Raw genomic sequence first — 18,861 nt, forward strand, 5'->3', positions numbered from 1 at the left:
GGATCAGTTGCCGGTGAGGGCGTCGTAGGCCGCTTCGTCCAGCAGCGTGGCGAAGCGGGCCGCGTCCACGTTCGCCAGGCGCAGCATCCAGCCGGCGCCCATCGGGTCTTCGTTGACGAGGGCCGGGTTGTCGGCCAGCGCGGGGTTGACTTCCACGATGTCGGCGTCCAGCGGCATGTGCAGGTCGGACGCGGTCTTGACCGACTCGACCACGCCGACCACCGTGTTCTCGGCCTGCCGGCCGCTGGCCTGCACGTCGACCACGACGATGTCGCCCAGGGTGTCCTGCGCATGGCGCGTGATGCCGGCCACGGCGGTGCCGTCCTCTTCCAGGCGCAGCCAGAAATGCTCTGCGGTGTAGCGGATCACAGGCGTGCCTTCTCGGCCAGCGTGCCGTCCTTGTGGATGGGTTCGCCCAGGTTCAGCATGAGCCGGTTGGCCCAGGCGAACAGCGCGACGGCGTGCACCAGGTCCAGCGTCTCGCCGTCGGTCAGGCCGGCCGTGCGCAGGGCCTGCACATCGGCGCCGCCAACGTCGGCGGGCGCCAGGCCCAGACGCGCCGAGAAGCCCACGATGGCCTTCTCGCGCGCGCTGGTGCCGGCCGTGGCCGGGTCTTCGAACAGCTGCACGATCACGTCGTTGCGCTTGGCCAGCTGCTCGAAGCGCTGGGCGTGCACCGAGGCGCAGTAGACGCAGCCGTTCAGCCGCGACTCCACCGTGGCGCCCAGTTCGCGCTCGGCGCGCGGCATGCCGCCCGGCGCAAACATGATGGCGTTGAAAGCGATGGAGCGCTGCAGCAGCATCTCCGGCTGGTGCGCCAGCAGGCGGAAGTAGGCCTGGTCCTTGGCCGTGGGGCTCATCTCCTGCAGCGCAGCCATTTGCTCGGGCGTGGCTTCTTCCAGCCGCACGGGCTCGACCCAGGGCGTCCAGTCCAGCACCTCGTTGGTGAAGCCGCGGATGCGGATCGGGCTCTCCACGGTGCTGCCGCCGCGCGCCTCGGCCGGCTGTGCGGTCTCAGGCCCACCGGCACCGGCCGCGGCCAGCGCCTGCAGCCCGGCGACCACACGGATCTGGTAGGAGAGAAAGGCGATCAGCTGCCCCACGGCCACGATGGCCGCCGGCGGCAGGCCGGCGTCGGCCAGCGACTGCACGGCGCTGCGGTCGCCTTCGATGGGGCGCACGATGAGCTTGGTGGTGAAGGCCAGCAGCGTGGCCACGCGGGCGTCTGATGCAGCAGCCCCGCCATCGGCCGCGGCCACCAGCGCCGCATCGGCGCCCTCGGCCTGCAGCCGTGCGCGGTAGTGGTCGGCCAGCGTCGCGGCGCCGCTCAGGCGGCAGGCATGCAGCGCGACCAGCAGCCGCTCGACCACGGAGACGCCCACCACGGCGGGCGAGAACATGCCGGCGTAACTGCCTTGCGTGGCGTCGACGATCTTGGGGCGCTGGCGGCGCAGCGCGTGCAGTGCGTCGCCGGCGGCCAGCGGCACGGCCTGGTCGATCACGTCGACGGGCAGGGTCTCGGGGCTTGTCATGTCGTCTTTGTCTTTCTGGTGTCGTTGCAAGAAGGGATCACGCGGCGGCGGTGGCCGGCAGCTCGGCAGGCACCCACTCGTCGCCCAGCAGTTCGGGCTCGGCGAAGGCCTGCAGGTTGGCAAAGTGCTGTTCGAAGTCTTCGCGGTAGAAGTGGCTGGCGATGCCGGTGGCCAGCCGGCGCGCACCGTCGCTGATGTTGGGGATGTCGCCGGCCAGCGCGCCGTGCGACAGCGTGGCCGGGTAGCAGAAGCAGTGCACGTGCGTCAGGCCGGGGCAGCTGCCGGGCGTCTTCTCCTGGAACTCGAAGGCCGGGCCCAGCACGGGCGAATCGGCCAGCTCCTGGTCGTGCAGCGCGGCAGGTGGCTGGTAGCGCTCGGACCAGATGCGGATGTGCGGCGCGATGTGCGCAAACTCGGGCCGGCGCGCCCAGTCGATCACGAAGCCGGTCGAGACGATCAGGAAGTCGTAGGCGAATTCGCCCCTGGGCGTGCGCACCAGCAGGCCGTCGCCCTGCGCCTCGACGCCCTGCACCGGGCAGCCCAGCAGGAAGCGCACGTTGGGGTTGCGCGACACGCGCAGCGTGCTGCCCCGCGGCGGCGGCACCTGCGTGGCGTTGATGTACTGGCGCAGCCGCCACTTGTCGGCATCGGGCAGGTCGTGGTGGCCGTGCGTGAGGCCGGCCACGATGGAGCCCTTGCTCTTGTTCACGCGCGGCAGGTCGGGGCGGCGGATCAGCAGGTCGACGCTGGCGGCCCCGATCTCCAGCGCAGTGGCCGCGCTGTCCATGGCCGAGGAACCGGCGCCGACCACGGCCACGCGCTTGCCGCGCAGCTGCGTGTAGTCGTTGCTGTCGGAGGAATGCGCCCACAGCGCACGCGGCAGGCCCTGCACGAAGGCGGGCAGCGCCGGGCCCCCCAGGCCGTCGCGCCCGGTGGCCACCACCACGCGGCGCGCCAGCAGGCTGCCCTCGCCGGCGGCCGTGCGCAGCGCCAGCCGCACCAGGCCGTCGGCACGCGGCGCGATGTCGGTGACGGTGCTGCCGTTGCGCACATCCACGCGCATCACGCGGCGCACCCAGCGCAGGTAGTCCATCCATTGCAGGCGCGGGATCTTGTCGAGCGCGGCCCAGGCATCCACGCCGAACTGCGCCTCGAACCAGGCGCGGAAGGTGAGTGCGGGCAGGCCCATGGCGGGGCCGACGAGTTCCTTGGGCGAGCGCAGCGTCTCCATGCGCGCCGTGGTCGCCCAGGGCCCCTCGAAGCCTTCCTCGGCACGGTCGAGCACCACGGCCGCGATGCCCTGGTGCGCCAGGCCGATGGCCGCGGCCAGGCCGGCCTGGCCGGCACCGATCACCACCACCTCCAGCACCGGCTGGCCGGCCACCGTGCGCGGCGGCACCCAGGCACGCGGCGGCAGGCCCAGGTACAGCAGGTCCTGGGCCAGGCGCTGCTCCAGCGCTGCCAGGCCGGCGTTCGGTTCGATGGTGGTGGTGGCTTGGGTGGACATGGACGGACGGTGGTGGATCAGTTCAGTTCGATGTTGGCGGCCTTGACGACCTCGGCCCACTTGGCGCGGTTGTCGTGCACGGTCTGCTTGAATTGCGCGGGCGTCTCGATGCGCAGGCTGTTGCCCTGGCTCTCGAAGCGCGCGCGCACCTCGGGTTGCTGCACGGCCGCCGTGATGGCGGCGTTGAGCTTGTCGACGATGGCCGGGTCGGTGCCCTTGGGCGCGAACACGCCGAACCAGATCGAGCTGTCGAAGCCCTTCGTGCCCGGCAGGCCGCTGGCCGCGATGGTGGGCACCTCGGACACGGCCGCCACGGGCTTGGCCGTGGTCACGGCCAGCAGCCGCACGGTGCCGGCCTTGTACTGCGGCAGCACGGTCTGCACCTGGTTCATGATGCAGCAGGTCTCGCCGCGCACCACGGCCGTCAATGCCTCCGGGCCGCCCTTGTAGGGCACGTGGACCATGTCCAGGCCCAGGCGCGAATTCAGTTCGGCGAACGCCATGTGCGTGCCGGCACCGTTGCCGGTGGACGCGTAGTTGTACTTGCCCGGGTTGGCCTTCACGAGGTCGACGAACTCCTTGAGCGTCTTGACCGGCATCACGTTCGGGTTGATGGTCAGCACGTTGGACACATCGAGCACGGGCGCCACGGGCACGAAATCGGCCTCCACGTCGAACGGCAGCTTCTTGTACAGCGCGGCATTGCTGCCGTGCGTGGCCGCCGTGCCGAACGACAGCGTGTAGCCGTCGGCCTTGGCGCGCGCCACGTATTCGGAGGCGATGTTGCCGGCCGCGCCCGACTTGTAGTCGATGATGACCGGCTGGCCCAGCGACTTGGACAGCGGATCCTGGATCGCACGCGCCACCACGTCCACGCCCGAGCCGGCCGGAAAGCCCATGATCAGCGTGACGGGCTTGGTCGGCCAGTTGGCCTCGGCATGCGCGCCCGCGGCGGCCAGCGCCAGGCCGGCGGCCAGCACAGGGGCGGCCACTCGCACGTTCTTGAACAGATCCAGCATGAAGATTCCTCGGTGAGATTGAAAAAACCGGATTGACGCAATCGCCATGCCATTGAGCAAGCCGTGCTTGTGGCCATGCATGACGTTGGTTTTTTCTTTTACCGGATTGCGAATCTCAGCAGAATTTTTCCCAACCCATGCGGTGCGTGCGCGCCAGGGGGAAAGGATTTTCCACGCGCGGCGGCCTGCACATGGCGGACATCGCCGTCAACCTGCGCAGCCCAGGGGCCATCGCGGTGCACCGTGGCGTGCTCCGTCATGCCGGCGCCCACTGCGCCAGGCCGCCGGCCAGGCTCCAGGCGTTCGCATGTCCCTGGCGCCGCAGCGCATCGGCCGCCTGGGCGCTGCGCCGGCCGCTGCGGCAGACGAAGATGACCTGGGTGGCCGCCGGCAGCGCGCGCCAGCGCGCCAGCGCATCGCCCAGCGCCGACAGCGGCACCTGCTCGGTGGCGAGACCGGCCACGGGCTGCTGGCTTCGCTCGTCCGCCTCGCGCACATCGACGACCAGCGGGCGCGCCGCGGCCTGCAGCGCCTGGCGCACCGCGGCCGCGTCCATCTCGAGTGCGGCGCGCGCGGCATCGTCCAGCACGCGGCCGTCGCGCAGCGCCTCGCCGCAGGCACGCAGGCGGGCGCAGGCTTCCTGGACGAAGGCCGCACTGTCCGCCGCGCCGAAGGACAGGCGCACGGCCGAGGCCGCCTGCCAGTCCGGCAAGCCCATGGCCTGCAGCACGTAGCTGGGCTCGGCACGCGCTGCGCCGCAGGCCGAGCCGCCGCTCACACGCACGCCGGCCGCGTCGAACAGCGCGATCAGGTCTTGCGCGGCAACGCCGGGCACCGCCACGTTGAGCGTGGTCGGCAGGCTGGTGTCGAACGGCGCGTTGAACACCACGCCCGGGAAGGCCCCCCGCAGCGCATCGGCCAGTTGCGCCCGGTGGGCCTGCAGCGTGGCATGGTCGGCGAACACCCCGCCCTGCTCCAGCGCCTGCAGCACCGCGCCCAGCGCGGCGATGCCGGCCATGTTCTCGGTGCCGGCACGCTGGCCCTGCTCCTGGCCGCCGCCGGCCTGCAGCGGCGTGAACGGGGCGCCCTCGCGCACGTAGAGCATGCCCACGCCCTTGGGCGCGTAGAGCTTGTGGCCGGAGAAGGGGGCGTAGTCGATGCGGCGCTCCGCCAGGCGCAGGTCCAGCTTGCCCAGGGCCTGCACGCCATCGACCAGCCACAGCGCCGGGCCGCCGGCCAGCGCGGCGGCGATGCCGTCCAGGTCGCTGACGGCGCCGGTCTCGTTGTTGGCGGCCATGGTGCAGACCAGGCCGGCCTGCGCGGCGTGGCCGCGCAGCCAGCCCAGGTCGTGCAAGCCATCGGTGCCCACGGGGATGGCCTGCACGCGCAGATCCAGGCCCAGCAAGGCATTCCAGTGGCGGATCGCTTCCGGCACGGCCTTGTGCTCGGTGGCGCCGTAGAGCAGCAGCGGCGCCACGGCCTGGCCGGCGTCGCGCCGCTCGCGCAGGGCGTGCAGTGCCGACAGCACGGCGGTCTGGATGCCCTCGGTCGCTCCGCTGGTGAACATCAACCGCCCGCCCGGTACGCCCAGCACCCGCCGGGCGCTGGCACGCACGCCGTCGAGCAACGCCCGGGCCGCGAGGCCGGCGCCGTGGGTGCTGCTGGGGTTGCCGAACAGGTCGGACATGGCGGCCAACGCCGCGCTGCGGGCCTGCGCCAGAACCGGCGTGGTGGCATTGGCATCGAGGTAGATTTCCATGGCCAAAATTTTGCAGGCTGCGCCCGGAAACATGGGTTCAAAATGCGGCGTGCAAGCCTGCATTCGTGGAACTTCGTTCCTTGAACCTCTACATCCCTGGAATTTTTTACCCATGGAACCGCGCCCAGCCCTGGACAAGATCGACAAGGCCATCCTCGATGCGCTGCAGACCAACGCCATGGCGTCGCTGCAGGAAGTGAGTGCGCTGGTGCACCTGTCGGCCACGCCGTGCTGGCGGCGCATCCAGCGGCTGGAGCGCGAGGGCTACATCCAGCAGCGTGTGGCCCTGCTGAATCCGGCCAAGCTCAACGTGGGCGTGACGGTGTTCGTCTCGGTGCGCACCAACCAGCACAACGAGAAGTGGGCGCAGCGCTTCACGGCGGTGGTGACGGCCATCCCCGAGATCGTCGAGTTCTACCGCATGAGCGGCGAGATCGACTACCTGCTGCGCGTGGTGGTGCCCGACATCAAGGGCTACGACGCGGTGTACCAGCGGCTGATCCGCGAGGTGGAACTGGCCGACGTGAGTTCCAGCTTCGCGATGGAGCAGATCAAGTTCACGACGGCGCTGCCGCTGGACTACGCCTGATCGGGCCGCCCGCCACGGCCCATCACCCGGCCTGCTTGCGCGCCGTCACCTCGATCTCGATCTTCATGCGCGGATCGGCCAGCCCGGCGCTGATCATCATGGCCGCGGGCTTGACTTCGCCCAGGTACTGCCGCATCACCGGCCAGCACTGCGGAAACAGGCTGGCGTCGGGCAGCACGTAGGTCACGCGCACCACGTCCGCCAGGCTGCTGCCGGCCTGCTCCAGCGCGGCGGCGATGTTGCGGAAGCACTGGTCGGCCTGCGCCACGATGTCGTCCACGATGGACATCGCCGCGTAGTCGAAGCCGGTGGTGCCGGAGACGAAAACCCAGTCGCCGTCGACCACGGCGCGGGAATAGGCCATCTGCTCCTCGAAGGTGGAGCCGGAACCGATGCGGATGCGCTTGCTCATCACTTTGGCCAATGCGCGGTGACTTGAGGCACGCGCGGGAGTGGAACAAGCGGGCCATGATAGGCGCCGCCATCCACCACCGGAGCGAGACAAGCCATGAAGCATCTTCTGACCAAGGGCGACGCCGGCAACGACGTCGACCTCCTGCGCGCCACGCTGGCGACCCTGCTGGCGGCCGACGCGAACGCCTTTCCCTCGCTCTCGGCGCCGCCCGGCAGCCCCATCGACGACGACTTCGACGCCGCCATCCGGCGCTGGCAGTCCGGCGTGGGCTTGATCGCCGACGGCATCGTCGGCCCGCGCTGCCAGGTGCTGCTGGAGCTGGCCCCCACCGTGGCGCTGCAGCCGCCACTCAACGTGGGCGACGTGTGCCGGCTGTTCCCGGCCACGCGGCCGGCCAACATCGCGCGCTACCTGCCCTATGTGGAAGCGGCCCTGGGCGCCGCCGAGCTCACCGACACCGCCATGGTCATCGGCGCGCTGGGCACCATCCGCGCCGAGACCGAGGGCTTCGTGCCGATCGCCGAACTGCCCTCCAAGTACAACACTCCCCCCGGCGGCGCGCCGTTCTCGCTCTACGACACGCGCAAGGACATCGGCAACGGCGCGCGCGGCGACGGCGAGCGCTACCGCGGCCGCGGCTTCGTGCAGCTGACCGGCAAGGCCAACTACGCCACCTACGGCAAGCGCATCGGCATCGACCTCGTGGCCTTCCCGGACCGCGCCAACGCACCCGAGGTGGCGGCCGTCATCCTGGCGCAGTTCCTGGCCGACAAGGCCACCAAGTTCCGCGCCGCCGTGGCCGCTGGCGACCTGCGCGCGGCGCGGCGCCTGGTCAACGGCGGATCGCACGGGCTGGAGAGCTTCTCCGATGTGTTCAAGCGGGCCGCGGCGGTCTGGCCCCCGGCACCGCCGCGCGCAGCCGCGCGCAAGAGCGCGGGCAAGGGCGCAGGCAAGACCGCGGCGCTGGCCGCCATCACGCCGGTGCCGAAAAAGCCGCGCAACCTGCACACCCGCAAGGACGCGGCCGACCTGCGTGACCGCCAGTTCCTGCCCGCCGCCATCACGCTGCCCGACCAGGTGCCCACGCCGCAGGACGTCAGCCGCTTCCTGCCCGGCTACACGGGCGCAGGGCTGATCCTGGACCAGGGCCAGGAAGGCGCCTGCACCGGCTTCGGCCTGGCCTGCGTGGTCAACTACCTGCGCTGGATCAAGGCCGGCAACCCGGCGCAGATGGAGTCTGTCAGCCCCCGCATGCTCTACACGCTGGCGCGCCGGCACGACGAGTACGAGGGCGAGAACTACGACGGCTCCAGCTGCCGCGGTGCGCTCAAGGGCTGGTTCAACAACGGCGTGTGCCTGGAGACCGACTGGCCCTACGCGCCCGACAAGGCCAACCCCGCGCGCTACGGCTTCGCCGACCGCGCCGTGCAGAACACCTTGGGCGTGTACTACCGCATCGACACCAAGTCGATCACCGACATGCAGGCCGCCATCCACCAGCACTGGGCGGTGTTCGTCTCCGCGTTCACGCACGGCGGCTGGAACGAGGTGCGCACGCGCAAGCAGGTGCCGCAGGACCACGGCGACCTGCCGGCGATCCCGTTCGACGGCCGGCCCTCGCAGGACGGCGGCCACGCCTTCGCGCTGGTCGGCTTCAACGCCGTGGGCTTCATCGTGCAGAACTCCTGGGGCGACGACTGGGGCGCGGGCGGCTTCGGCGTGATCAGCTACCTGGACTGGCTGGCCAACGGCATGGACGCCTGGGTGGTGGCGCTGGGCGTGCCGGGCGTGGTGGCCGGCCGGCTCGCGGTCTCGCACGGCCAGGCCGGCGCGCTGGCGGGGACCGACCGCACCAAGTGGTGGGACCAGGGACTGGCCTACCAGCACAGCGTGGTGCTGGGCAACGACGGCCGCGTGAGCCGCTACCTCACGCAGGACGAGCAGCCGCGCAAGCTGCAGTACCAATGCACCACGCTGCCCGACGAATGGTTCCGCGCGCAGAAGGACAAGACCAAGCGCCTGGTGCTGTACGTGCACGGCGGCCTCAACGACGAGGGCGCGGCCATCAAGCGGGCCAGCGCGATGGGCCGCTACTTCGTGGCCAACGGCTGCTACCCCCTGTTCCTGGTCTGGAAGACGGGCCTGTTCGAGACGCTGGGCAACATCCTCGAAGACCGCCGCCAGGTCGACCGCGGGCTGGCCGGCGCGGGCATCGGCGAGTGGATCAGCGAGAAGACCGACCTGCTGCTCGAGAAGACCGTCGGCCGCCCCGTGGCGCGGCCGATCTGGAGCGAGATGAAGGAGAACGCCGACCTGGCCTTCGCGCCCCGCCGTGGCGGCGACCTGCTGCTGGATGCGCTGCAGGCCCTGGCCAGCACCTGGGGCGACGCCTTCGAGCTGCACGTGGTCGGCCATTCGGCCGGCTCCATCGCGCTGGGCCACCTGATTGCCGCGCTGGCACGGCGCAAGGCCGAGGGCCGCGACGGCGGCCTGCACGACAGGCTCGCCTCGGCCCACCTGTACGCGCCGGCCTGCAGCGTGCCCTTCGCCAACGCGCGCTACGCCCGCAACGCGCACGTGATGGAGCGCCTGCACATCGACGTGCTGTCCGACCGCGTAGAACGCAAGGACAACGTGGCGGCCGTGTACCGCAAGTCGCTGCTGTACTTCGTCTCCAACGCGCTGGAGACCGACCTGCGCCTGCCCATTTTGGGCATGGACCGCATCCACGACACCGGCTACAGCGGCTGGGACGGCACCTCCGACACCGGCGAAGCCCTGGCCACCTGGCGCGCCGCCGCCGCGCAGGTGGCGCTGGCCAAGCGCACCACGGTGCTCGACGCCGAGCGCATCACCACCGCCGCGGACGCCGCCGGCCAGCCGATCGCCACGCAGGCGCCCGCGCACGGCAGCTTCGACAACGACGTGGACGTCATCGCGCGCACGCTGCAGCGCATCCGCGGCGGCAAGAAGCTGCTGCTGCCGGTGGACGACCTGCGGGGGTACTGAGCCTGCGGCGCGAGGCCCCTTCACGCCGCCTCCCGGGCAGGAGCCTGTGCGGGGCGGCTCGCGCATGTTGCACGTCCGGGCCGATCGCCCTGTCCACGCGCCCGCGTCAATCCCGCGTACACGGCATTCCGCGCCGCAGCGTGTGCCTGCAGACTGCGCCGCATGCGGCTGGCGGGCAGGGGGTGGCCTGCTGCCGCGACAGCCGACCGCTGTCTCCATCGAAAGGACAGGCATGAACACAATTCCAGGTGTCCGGCGCTGGCTCGCCGCCACGGGCCTGCTGGCTGCGCTGCTGCTGACGGCGACGGAGTGCAGCGCCATCGTCATCTCGGCCGCCGCGCGGACGACCACGGTGCCGGCCTATGTGCCGGCGAGCCTGGGTCCTGGGCAGTTCCTGGTGCCGATCGTGGCCACCGGCGCCGCAGGCTTGCAGGACTGGAGCTTCGACCTGCACTTCGATCCGCTGGTGGTGCAGCAGGTTGACCTCGGCGGCTTCTACTACGGCGTGTTCGCCGCGCCATTCGATGCGCTGCAGACCGATCTGTCCTCGATCACGGGCAGCGGCTTCCTGCTCGACGGCGTGCTCGCCGGCGTGTCGGGGTTCTCGGGCGGTGTGAGCGGCGATGGCCTGCTGGCCTACGTCGCCTTCGCCTACCTGCCCGGGCAGGGCAGCGAAGACCCGGGCGTCAGCGTCGGCGGGGTCACCGTGACGCAGCCCGTGCCCGAGCCGGGCAGCATCGCGCTGGCATCCCTCGCCCTGCTGCTGCTGGGCCAGCGCCAACGCCAAGCCCGCCGCGTTCCATCCGCCGAAGCAAAGGACACCCCATGACGACCACCAGGATCTCCCGCGCCACGCTGTGGCTCGCTGTCGCCGCAGCCTGCGTGGCCGCCGCGCCGGCCACCGCCCAGACCTCCGCGAACGGCCCCTACTACGCCATGCCGTCCTGGGACCAGACGCTGCCCGCGGCCAGCCGCTTCATCGTGCTGTCCAACTTCGCGTCGCAGGCGGTGCTCGACCGCGAAACCGGCCTGGTGTGGGAGCGCACGCCGAGCACCGACCGCTTCGACCAGACGTTGCCGCCGACCCTGGTGTTCGGCGGCATCCACGCCGAGGAGCATTGCCTGGACCTCAGAACCGGTGGCCGCATGGGCTGGCGGCTGCCCAGTGCGGCCGAACTGGCCAGCCTGATCGACCCCACGCGCTCGGCCCCCGCGCTGCCGGCCGGGCACCCGTTCGACATCGGCACCTCGCAGTCGTTCTGGACCTCGTCGCGCTACTACCCGGAGCGGTTTGCGGTCGCGCACCGCATCGTCAACATCTTCAACGGCGTGACCGGAGCCGTCGACGGCACCACCACCACGCAGCCGGTGTGGTGCGTGCGCGGCGGCGCGGACGCCGGCAGGTAGCGCAGCGGCACGGGCCGGACGGCATGTTTACCATGCCGCCATGCCACCTTCCCCCGCCGCCCGCCCCCGCATCCTGATCGCCGAGGACGAATCCGGCATCGCCGACACGCTGGCCTACGTGCTGCGCGCCGATGGTTACGAGCCCGTGTGGTGCGCCACGGCCGGCGAGGCGCTGGCGCAGTACCGCGCGCAGCGGCCGGCCCTGGCCATTCTCGACGTGGGCCTGCCCGACATGAACGGCTTCGAGCTGTTCCGCCGCCTGCACGAACTGCCGGGCGCCGACGGCGTGCCCATGCTGTTCCTGACCGCGCGCAGCGACGAGATCGACCGCGTGGTGGGCCTGGAGCTCGGCGCCGACGACTACATCGCCAAGCCGTTCTCGCCGCGCGAACTGGTGGCGCGCGTGCGCAGCATCCTGCGCCGCAGCGCGCGCGGCGGTGCGGCAGCCGCAGCGCCCGCACCGCCGGCCGGCACCGTGCCGGTGTTCCACATCGATGGCGAGCGCCGCCGCATCCGCTACTACGGCCAGCCGCTCGAACTCTCGCGCTACGAATACGGCCTGCTGGCCCTGCTGGTGCAGCGCCCGGGCCGCGTCTACACGCGCGACGAGCTGCTGGACATGGTCTGGGACGACGCCGCCCAGAGCCTGGACCGCACCGTGGACGCGCACATCAAGACCCTGCGTGCCAAGCTGAAGGCGGTGGCGCCCGAGGTGGAGCCCATCCGCACGCTGCGCGGCACCGGCTACGCACTGCACGAGGACCTGCCGCCCCCGCCCACCGCCGCACCGTGAGCCGCCGCACACGCATCTTCCTCGGCATCCTGGCGATCTACGTCGCCGGCATCGCGCTGCTGCTGTACCGCGTGGTCGGCGACATCGATCCGCGCTACCGGGAGTCGGCCGAGGAATCGCTGGTCGACACCGCCAACCTCGTGGCCAGCCTGGTGGAGCAAGACCTGCAGGGCGACCGCATCGACCCCGCGCGGCTGGAGCCGCTGCTGCGCACGCTCTACGAACGCCAGTTCGATGCCGAGATCTACGGCCTGCGCAAGACGCGTGTGGACCTGCGCCTGTACGTGACCGACGCCGACGGCCGTGTGCTGTTCGACGCGCAGCGCGGCCGCATGGGCCAGCACCTGGGCGAGAACTACCTGGACTGGCGCGACGTGCGCTACACGCTGGACGGCCTGTACGGCGCACGCACCTCGCGCGATGTGGCCAACGACGCCACGACCTCGGTCATGTACGTGGCCGCGCCGGTGCGCAGCCGCGACCACGTGACCATCGGCGTGGTCAGCGTCGGCAAGCCCGTGCAGAGCTTCGGCAAGTTCGTGCAGGACGCGCGCTGGCGGACGATCTGGGTCGGCGTGGGCTCGGCGCTGGCGCTGCTGGTCGGCGCGCTCATCGTCTCCATCTGGCTGGTGCGGCCCTTCGGCCTGGTGCGCGACTACCTGGCCTGGGTGCGCACGCAGCCGCGGCTGCGGCCGCGCCCCATGCTGCGGCACTTCGTGGCCCTGCTGCGCGCCGGCGTGCACGAAACGCGCGACGCGCTGACCGGCCGCAACACCATGGCCGACCATGTGGCCACGCTCACGCACGAGATCAAGAGCCCGCTGTCGGCCATCCGCGGCGCGGCCGAGCTGCTGGAAGACCCGGCCATGCCCGCGCCCGCGCGCGCGCATTTCCTGGCCAACATCGCGCGCGAGACCCAGCGCATCCAGGAGATCGTGGACCGAATGATGGAACTCACGGCGCTGGAGAGCCGGCGTGTGCTGGAGCATGCCGGCCCGGTGGCGCTGGCGCCGCTGCTCGAGGAGCTGGCCGCCAGCCACCAGGCCGCGGCCACCGCGCGCGGGCTGGAACTGGCGCTCTCCCTCGAGGCCCAGGCCGGCGTCTGGGGCGACCCCTTCCTGCTGCGGCGCGCCGTCGCCAACCTGCTGGCCAACGCCTTCGATTTCGCGCCGGCCGGCAGCCGCATCGCCCTGGCGCTGCAGGCCGATGCCCGCCACGCCCGCATCACGGTGCGCGACCACGGCCCCGGCATTCCCGAGTACGCGCGCAACAAGGTGTTCGAGAAGTTCTACTCGCTCGCGCGGCCGGACGGCGGCAAGAAGAGCACGGGGCTGGGCCTGGCCTTCGTGCGCGAGATCGCCCAGCAGCACGGCGGCCAGGCGACGCTGGCGAACGCTGCGGGCGGCGGTGCGCTGGCCACGCTGGTGCTGCCGCTGCGCCGGCCGTAAGGGCGGTCAGGGTCCGGGCCGCGCTGCGCGGTGCGTGGGCAGGCCATCCGCCAGCGCGGTCCAGGCCAGCCGGCTGGCCGTGTGCGTGTGGTCCTCGGGCGGGGCCTGCCCGGGATCGTCCAGGCTGCAGGTGGTGATGTCGATCTCGGCAGGGGCGGCGTCGTCTGCGAAGCTCAGCTGGGTGCCGCACCGCGCGCAGAAGCTGCGCGTCGCCTGTGGGCTGGAGCGCAGGGTCGCCGGCGTTCCCCGCACGAAGCGGAACGCGGCGCGCGGCACGCTGAACCAGGCCACGAAGGGCGCGCCCGTGGTGCGCCGGCAAATGCTGCAGTGGCAGACCGTCCGGTGGTACGGCTGGCCCGTCGTCTCGTAGCGGACCGCGCCGCAAAAGCATCCCCCTCGCAACATGGGCGTGGCCTCCTTCGCCAGGGGCGCCCGGCCGGGCACCGTGGAGGCGATGCTGCCACACAGGCGGACTTCACACAGGCTTCACACAGCCCCGGATCCTTCGAACTGCCTTCGCACGCGCCACCGAAAGTCCGCTCCGTGCACCGTCGCACGGCCACCTTCAGCGGACACACCGTGATCGCCTTCCTCTTCCTCCCCCAGAGCGCCGCCGGGCGCTGGTTCGCCGCGGTCGCGCTGGCGCTGTGCGCGGCACTGCTGCACCGCCCTGCCATGGCGCAGACGCGCGACGCCGACAGCCCGCGGCAGCAGACCGAGAGCCCTTACTTCTTCGTGCGCGGCGGCGCGCCCGGCACGGACCAGCTGCCGCTCAAGGCCACGGAGGTCTCCGTCCAGGTCTCCGGCGTGATCGCCGAGGTGCGCGTGGTGCAGCACTACCGCAACGAGGGCAGCGCGGCCATCGAGGCCGACTACGTGTTCCCCGGTTCCACCCGCGCCGCCGTGGGCGGGCTGCAGGTGCGCCTGGGCGAGCGCCTCATCACAGCGCAGATCCGCGAGAAGCAGCAGGCGCGCATCGAGTACGCCGCCGCCAGGCAGGAAGGCAAGACCGCCGCACTGCTGGAGCAGCACCGGCCGAATGTGTTCCAGATGCGCGTGGCGAACATCCTGCCCGGCGACGACGTGCAGGTGGAACTGCGCTACACCGAGCTGCTGCTGCCGCAGGACGGCCGCTACGCATTCGTGTTCCCCACCGTCGTCGGGCCGCGCTACGCACATGCCGCCAGCCAGGGCGGCAACACCTGGGCCGCCCAGCCCACGCTGCGCGCCGGCGAGCCGCCCGCCAGCCGCTTCACGCTGCGGATGCAGCTGGACGCACCGCTGCCGCTGCAGGGCATCCGCTCGCGCACGCATGCCATCGCCGTCGCGCAATCGCAGGACCAGCCGCGCCACGCCAGCGTGCGGCTGGCCGACGGCGCCGGCGCGGCCAATGATCGCGACTTCGTGCTCGAGTACGGCCTGGCCGGCGAGCAGCTGGCCGCCGGCCTGATGCTGTCCGAAGGCCAGGGGCCCCACGCCGAGAACTTCTTCCTCGCGCTGGTGGCGCCGCCCCAGGCCGTGGCCGCCACGCAGATCGCGCCGCGCGAGTACATCTTCGTGGTCGACATCTCGGGCTCGATGCACGGCTTTCCGCTGGACACGGCCAAGGCCATGCTGCAACGCCTGATCGGTGGCCTGCGGCCAACCGACCGGTTCAACGTGCTGCTGTTCTCGGGCAGCAACCGCATGCTGGCGCCCCAGCCGGTACCGGCCACGCAGGCCAACATCACCCGTGCGCTGGCCGCGCTGGGCCAGACCATGGGCGCGGGCGGCACCGAGCTGATCCCGGCGCTGCGCCGCGTCTACGCCGAGCCCAAGGCGCCCGACGTGGCACGCACGATCGTCGTCGTGACCGATGGCTATGTGAGCGTGGAGCAGGAGGCCTTCGCACTCGTGCGGCGCAACCTGAACCAGGCCAACCTGTTCGCCTTCGGCATCGGCTCCTCGGTCAACCGCGCATTGCTCGAAGGCCTGGCCCGCGCCGGTGGCGGAGAGCCCTTCATCATCACCGACCCCGTGCAAGCGCCCGAGCAGGCTGCGCGCTTTCGGCGCATGGTGGAGTCGCCCGTGCTGACCAACGTGCAGCTGCAGTTCGAGGGCCTCGATGTCTACGACCTCGAACCTGCCGTGCAGCCCGACGTGCTGGGCGAGCGCCCCGTCGTGGTGTTCGGCAAGTGGCGCGGCAAGCCGCAAGGCCGCATGCGGGTGCTGGGCCACACGGCCGCCGGCCCCTGGCAACAGGCCGTGGAAGTGCTGCCCGCCCCGCCCGGCCAGGCCGCTGCGCTGCCCGCGCTGTGGGCCCGCCACCGCATCGCCCAACTGGCCGACCAGGAGGCCCTGGAAGGGGGCGACGCCCAGCGCGCCGCGATCACGCGGCTGGGCCTGGACTACGCCCTGCTGACGCCCTACACGAGCTTCATCGCCATCGACCAGGTGGTGCGCAACCTGGCCCCTGCCGACAGCCAGCGTGTGCAGCAACCGCAGCCGCTGCCCCAGGGCGTGGGCGAGAGCGCGTTGGGCGAAAGCGCCACCGTGATCGCCGGCGCCGAGGTGCCCAGCACGCCCGAGCCGGAGACGCTGGGCGCCGTGCTGCTGGTGCTCTCGGTGCTGGCCATGCTGCAGCGGCGTGCCCGGCGCAGCCGCAACCGGAGCTTCACGCCATGACCCCCCACGACCTGATCCGCAACCCGCGCTTCGTGCGCTGGGGCATCGCCCTGGACCGCCTGCCCGCCTGGGCCTGGATCGCACTGCAGGCACTGGCGCTGCTGCCCGCCTGGACCTGGATGGCGCGGCGCCTGGCCGACGGGGCCGACGACCCCTTGGGCCTGCTGGCACTTGCCGCGCTCGCCACGCTGGCCGGCCTGCACCGCAAGGCCTTGCGGGCGTCCCCCGCGCTGGGCTGGCTGGCCGCCGCCACGGCGCTGACGCTGGCCGCCACGCTGGCACGCGGCGCGCTGTCGCCGCTGCTGGCCAGCCTGCTGGCCGTGCTGGCGCTGGCCGCCACGCTGCTGGCCTTCCTGCCGCGCCAGGTGGCGGCCACGCCCGTGCTGCTGCTGGCGGTGCTGGCGCTGCCGCTGCTGTCCTCGCTGCAGTTCTATGCCGGCTACCCGCTGCGCGTGCTGACGGCCGAGGCCTCGCACTGGCTGCTGGCGCCGTTCTTCACGGTCTGGCGCGAAGGCAGCACGCTGCTCGTGGACGGCCGCCTGGTGATCGTGGACGCACCCTGCTCGGGCGTGCAGATGGCCTGGCTGAGCTACTTCACGGCCGGTGCCACGGCGCTGTGGGCCGGCCTGGCCGACCGCACCGTGCTGGCGCGCCTGCCGCTCGTGGGCCTCACGGTGCTGGCCGGCAACGTGCTGCGCAACACGCTGCTGGTCGCGGCCGAGGGCGCAGGCCGGCCGCTGCCGGCCTTCGGCCACGAACTGCTGGGCCTGGCCGTGCTCGGCGCGGTCTGCGCCGCGATCGCAAGGCAGATGCAGCGGCCTGCTGCCCTTACCCTGTCCTTTGGAGTGCGCCATGCCCACGCGGCTTGAAAACCTGTTCGCCAACCGCTTCGTGCAGCGCGTGCTGCACAAGACCGCCTTCGCCACGGGCCTGGCCCTGTGCACGCTGTGGGGCGTGGCCCAGGCCATCTGGCCCGACGCCGCAGCGCCTGCCGAGGCCACGGCCTGGGAATGGCCCAGCCAGTGGGAGGGCGCCGCGCTGCGCCCACTGGCCCTGGGGCCGGTAGAGCAACGCTTCGCGCGGCAGTTCCCGGGCGCCATCGCGCGCATGACCGATGGCCAACGCGTGCTGGTGCTGCGCCATGTGACGGCGCCCACGCGCATGCTGCATCCGGCCGAGGACTGCTACCGCGCGCTCGGCTATGGCATCGCCAGCGCGCGGCTGGAGCACGACGCGCATGCGCAGCTGTGGCGCTGTTTCACCGCCACGCGGGCAGGACGTGCAGGAGGCCAGCCGCTGCGCGTGTGCGAGCGCACCACCGACGCCCAGGGCCAGGCCTTCACCGACACCTCGGCCTGGTACTGGTCTGCCTTGCGCGGCCATTCCCGCGGCCCCTGGCTGGCGGTGACCACGGCCACGCCGCTGGCTTCCGTGGTCGCCACGGGGCTGCTGTGAGCCCGGCCCGCGCGCTGCGTTTGCTGCTGCTCTCGCTCGCCGCCCTGCTGCTGGGCGTGGTGCTGGCCGGCGCCGTGGCGCTGCGCCTGCTCGCGCCCCAGCCCGGCGAATGGGCGATGCCGCTGCGCATCGGGCCCTGGCACACCAGCGCCAGCGTGCCCGCGGCGCTGCGGCTGGCCACGGCCGCACCCTTCGCAACGTGGCTGGACGGCCGCCGCCTGCAGACGCGCTGGGGGCCGGTGCAGCTGCACTGGCAGGCCCACGACCGCAGCCTGCACCTGCAGTGCGCGCCTTGCCGCATGCCGGCGTCTGCGCTGGGCGGCACGCCGCTGGAGCTGCAGCGGCTGCAGGTCACGGTGTTCCGCGACTTCGAGACCATGCAAGGCCTGGTGCGTGCCGACACGGGCGTGGACGACGGCCCGGCCCTGCAGGCCTGGTTCACGGGCCGCCTGCAGGGCGGTGGCCTGGCGCTGCAGCTGCGCCTGCCCGCCACGCCCATCGCCGACGCCTACGCCGTGCTGGCCCCGCAGCTGCCCGAGCTGCGGCAGGCGCGGATCGGCGGCGAGATCGCCTTGCGCGCCCAATGGCAGCTGCCCGCCGGTCCGTTGCGCGTGCAGCCGCAGCTGGAGGGCTTCACGGTGCAAGGCCTGGGCACCGAAGCCTGGGCCCACGCCTCGAGCAGCTGCGGCGCGCCGAGCCGGCTGCGCCAAGGCGACTGGCTGGTGCGTGCCGTGCTGGCGGCCGAAGACCAGCGCTTCTTCGAACACCCGGGCTACGACATCCGCGAACTCCAGGCGGCGCTGTCCGCCAACCAGGCGCTAGGCGGCGTGCGCCGGGGCGGCAGCACCCTGAGCCAGCAGCTGGCCAAACGCCTCGTGACCGGCGACGAGCGCAGCGCCACGCGCAAGCTGCGCGAGCTGCTCTACGCCGTGGAGATGGAGCAGACGCTGGGCAAGGCCCGCATCCTGCAGCTGTACCTGGACAACGCGCCCTGGGGCATGGGCGTGTGCGGCGCCGAGGCCGCGGCGCGCGGCTACTTCGGCCGCAGCGCGCGGCAGCTGGAACCGGCGCAGGCCGTGTGGCTGGCGGCGATGCTGCACAGGCCCGATGCCGAGGCACGCGCCTGGCGCAGCAGCGGCGGCATCGCGCTGGAGCGGGCGGAATGGGTGGCCGGACAGCTGCGCGGCGGCACGCGTGCGCGCGAACGTCGCGCGGCCACCGAGGCGTTGCGCGCGCTCGCACAGCCGGCGCCGTGAAGCGCAAT

Annotated in this window: 17 protein-coding genes; 10 read left to right on the forward strand and 7 right to left on the reverse strand. The window is 72.1% G+C overall.

Translation table 11 applies throughout. From position 1 onward, the window contains the following. Positions 1 to 3: 3 nt before the first annotated feature. The 5 genes from gcvH to DES41_RS16860 all read right to left on the reverse strand — a co-directional run bounded on the left by gcvH (position 4) and on the right by DES41_RS16860 (position 5,817). On the reverse strand, positions 4 to 369 hold the full coding sequence (gcvH, locus tag DES41_RS16840; protein ID WP_114468801.1) for a glycine cleavage system protein GcvH: 366 nt from the start codon (positions 367 to 369) through the stop codon (positions 4 to 6). Continuing rightward, positions 366 to 1,532 (reverse strand): CMD domain-containing protein, encoded by a 1,167-nt coding sequence (locus DES41_RS16845; protein WP_114468802.1) that lies wholly within the window; start codon positions 1,530 to 1,532, stop codon positions 366 to 368. Before DES41_RS16845 ends, gcvH begins: the two co-directional genes overlap by 4 nt. Positions 1,533 to 1,569: 37 nt before the next feature. Beyond that, a complete protein-coding gene (locus tag DES41_RS16850; RefSeq protein WP_114468803.1) occupies positions 1,570 to 3,039 on the reverse strand; it encodes a flavin-containing monooxygenase in 1,470 nt (489 codons plus the stop codon). A gap of 17 nt (positions 3,040 to 3,056) precedes the next feature. Further along, complete coding sequence (locus DES41_RS16855) at positions 3,057 to 4,058, reverse strand: Bug family tripartite tricarboxylate transporter substrate binding protein (RefSeq protein WP_114468804.1); 1,002 nt, start codon at positions 4,056 to 4,058, stop codon at positions 3,057 to 3,059. A gap of 256 nt (positions 4,059 to 4,314) precedes the next feature. Beyond that, complete coding sequence (locus DES41_RS16860; RefSeq protein WP_114468805.1) at positions 4,315 to 5,817, reverse strand: aminotransferase class V-fold PLP-dependent enzyme; 1,503 nt, start codon at positions 5,815 to 5,817, stop codon at positions 4,315 to 4,317. 130 nt (positions 5,818 to 5,947) lie between these two features. On the opposite strand from DES41_RS16860, the gene DES41_RS16865 reads away from it, so the two are divergent. Then, entirely contained in the window at positions 5,948 to 6,406 is a 459-nt protein-coding gene (locus DES41_RS16865; RefSeq protein WP_114469025.1) for an Lrp/AsnC family transcriptional regulator, read from the forward strand. A gap of 22 nt (positions 6,407 to 6,428) precedes the next feature. Here the strand turns inward: DES41_RS16865 and DES41_RS16870 are convergent, their stop codons facing one another. Beyond that, positions 6,429 to 6,818, reverse strand: a complete 390-nt coding sequence (locus tag DES41_RS16870) for a RidA family protein (protein WP_114468806.1) — start codon at positions 6,816 to 6,818, stop codon at positions 6,429 to 6,431. Between the two features lie 96 nt (positions 6,819 to 6,914). On the opposite strand from DES41_RS16870, the gene DES41_RS16875 reads away from it, so the two are divergent. From DES41_RS16875 to creC, 5 genes are all read left to right on the forward strand, one after another. Next, complete coding sequence (locus tag DES41_RS16875; protein ID WP_114468807.1) at positions 6,915 to 9,830, forward strand: C1 family peptidase; 2,916 nt, start codon at positions 6,915 to 6,917, stop codon at positions 9,828 to 9,830. Between the two features lie 232 nt (positions 9,831 to 10,062). After that, on the forward strand, positions 10,063 to 10,659 hold the full coding sequence (locus tag DES41_RS16880; RefSeq protein ID WP_114468808.1) for a hypothetical protein: 597 nt from the start codon (positions 10,063 to 10,065) through the stop codon (positions 10,657 to 10,659). After that, a complete protein-coding gene (locus DES41_RS16885) occupies positions 10,656 to 11,237 on the forward strand; it encodes an Lcl C-terminal domain-containing protein (protein ID WP_114468809.1) in 582 nt (193 codons plus the stop codon). Before DES41_RS16880 ends, DES41_RS16885 begins: the two co-directional genes overlap by 4 nt. Positions 11,238 to 11,277: 40 nt before the next feature. Then, a complete protein-coding gene (creB, locus tag DES41_RS16890; protein ID WP_114468810.1) occupies positions 11,278 to 12,030 on the forward strand; it encodes a two-component system response regulator CreB in 753 nt (250 codons plus the stop codon). Then, complete coding sequence (gene creC / locus DES41_RS16895) at positions 12,027 to 13,478, forward strand: two-component system sensor histidine kinase CreC (protein WP_114468811.1); 1,452 nt, start codon at positions 12,027 to 12,029, stop codon at positions 13,476 to 13,478. Before creB ends, creC begins: the two co-directional genes overlap by 4 nt. A gap of 6 nt (positions 13,479 to 13,484) precedes the next feature. Here the strand turns inward: creC and DES41_RS16900 are convergent, their stop codons facing one another. After that, a complete protein-coding gene (locus tag DES41_RS16900) occupies positions 13,485 to 13,883 on the reverse strand; it encodes a GFA family protein (RefSeq protein ID WP_114468812.1) in 399 nt (132 codons plus the stop codon). Positions 13,884 to 14,057: 174 nt separating this feature from the next. Between DES41_RS16900 and DES41_RS16905 the strand changes: the two genes are divergently transcribed. The 4 genes from DES41_RS16905 to DES41_RS16920 are packed head-to-tail and all read left to right on the forward strand — an operon-like array spanning position 14,058 to position 18,853. Continuing rightward, entirely contained in the window at positions 14,058 to 16,142 is a 2,085-nt protein-coding gene (locus DES41_RS16905) for a VIT domain-containing protein (RefSeq protein ID WP_425466369.1), read from the forward strand. Beyond that, positions 16,139 to 17,011: an exosortase Q gene (gene xrtQ, locus DES41_RS16910; protein WP_114468813.1), complete on the forward strand. Its 873-nt coding sequence runs from the start codon at positions 16,139 to 16,141 to the stop codon at positions 17,009 to 17,011. Before DES41_RS16905 ends, xrtQ begins: the two co-directional genes overlap by 4 nt. Continuing rightward, a complete protein-coding gene (locus DES41_RS16915; RefSeq protein ID WP_114468814.1) occupies positions 16,995 to 17,597 on the forward strand; it encodes a hypothetical protein in 603 nt (200 codons plus the stop codon). Before xrtQ ends, DES41_RS16915 begins: the two co-directional genes overlap by 17 nt. After that, complete coding sequence (locus DES41_RS16920) at positions 17,594 to 18,853, forward strand: biosynthetic peptidoglycan transglycosylase (protein WP_114468815.1); 1,260 nt, start codon at positions 17,594 to 17,596, stop codon at positions 18,851 to 18,853. The genes DES41_RS16915 and DES41_RS16920 overlap by 4 nt, the downstream gene beginning before the upstream one ends. Positions 18,854 to 18,861: the final 8 nt, after the last annotated feature.

The organism is Pseudorhodoferax soli, assembly GCF_003337555.1.
Lineage (GTDB): Bacteria > Pseudomonadota > Gammaproteobacteria > Burkholderiales > Burkholderiaceae_C > Pseudorhodoferax > Pseudorhodoferax soli.

Excerpts from the sequence above, each read along its gene's own strand:
- DES41_RS16845 (WP_114468802.1), bottom strand. The coding sequence starts at position 1,532 with ATGACAAGCCCCGAGACCCTGCCCGTCGACGTGATCGACCAGGCCGTG.
- DES41_RS16850 (WP_114468803.1), bottom strand. The coding sequence starts at position 3,039 with ATGTCCACCCAAGCCACCACCACCATCGAACCGAACGCCGGCCTGGCA.
- DES41_RS16855 (WP_114468804.1), bottom strand. The coding sequence starts at position 4,058 with ATGCTGGATCTGTTCAAGAACGTGCGAGTGGCCGCCCCTGTGCTGGCC.
- DES41_RS16860 (WP_114468805.1), bottom strand. The coding sequence starts at position 5,817 with ATGGAAATCTACCTCGATGCCAATGCCACCACGCCGGTTCTGGCGCAG.
- DES41_RS16870 (WP_114468806.1), bottom strand. The coding sequence starts at position 6,818 with ATGAGCAAGCGCATCCGCATCGGTTCCGGCTCCACCTTCGAGGAGCAG.
- DES41_RS16875 (WP_114468807.1), top strand. The coding sequence starts at position 6,915 with ATGAAGCATCTTCTGACCAAGGGCGACGCCGGCAACGACGTCGACCTC.
- DES41_RS16880 (WP_114468808.1), top strand. The coding sequence starts at position 10,063 with ATGAACACAATTCCAGGTGTCCGGCGCTGGCTCGCCGCCACGGGCCTG.
- DES41_RS16885 (WP_114468809.1), top strand. The coding sequence starts at position 10,656 with ATGACGACCACCAGGATCTCCCGCGCCACGCTGTGGCTCGCTGTCGCC.
- creB (WP_114468810.1), top strand. The coding sequence starts at position 11,278 with ATGCCACCTTCCCCCGCCGCCCGCCCCCGCATCCTGATCGCCGAGGAC.
- DES41_RS16900 (WP_114468812.1), bottom strand. The coding sequence starts at position 13,883 with ATGTTGCGAGGGGGATGCTTTTGCGGCGCGGTCCGCTACGAGACGACG.
- xrtQ (WP_114468813.1), top strand. The coding sequence starts at position 16,139 with ATGACCCCCCACGACCTGATCCGCAACCCGCGCTTCGTGCGCTGGGGC.
- DES41_RS16915 (WP_114468814.1), top strand. The coding sequence starts at position 16,995 with ATGCCCACGCGGCTTGAAAACCTGTTCGCCAACCGCTTCGTGCAGCGC.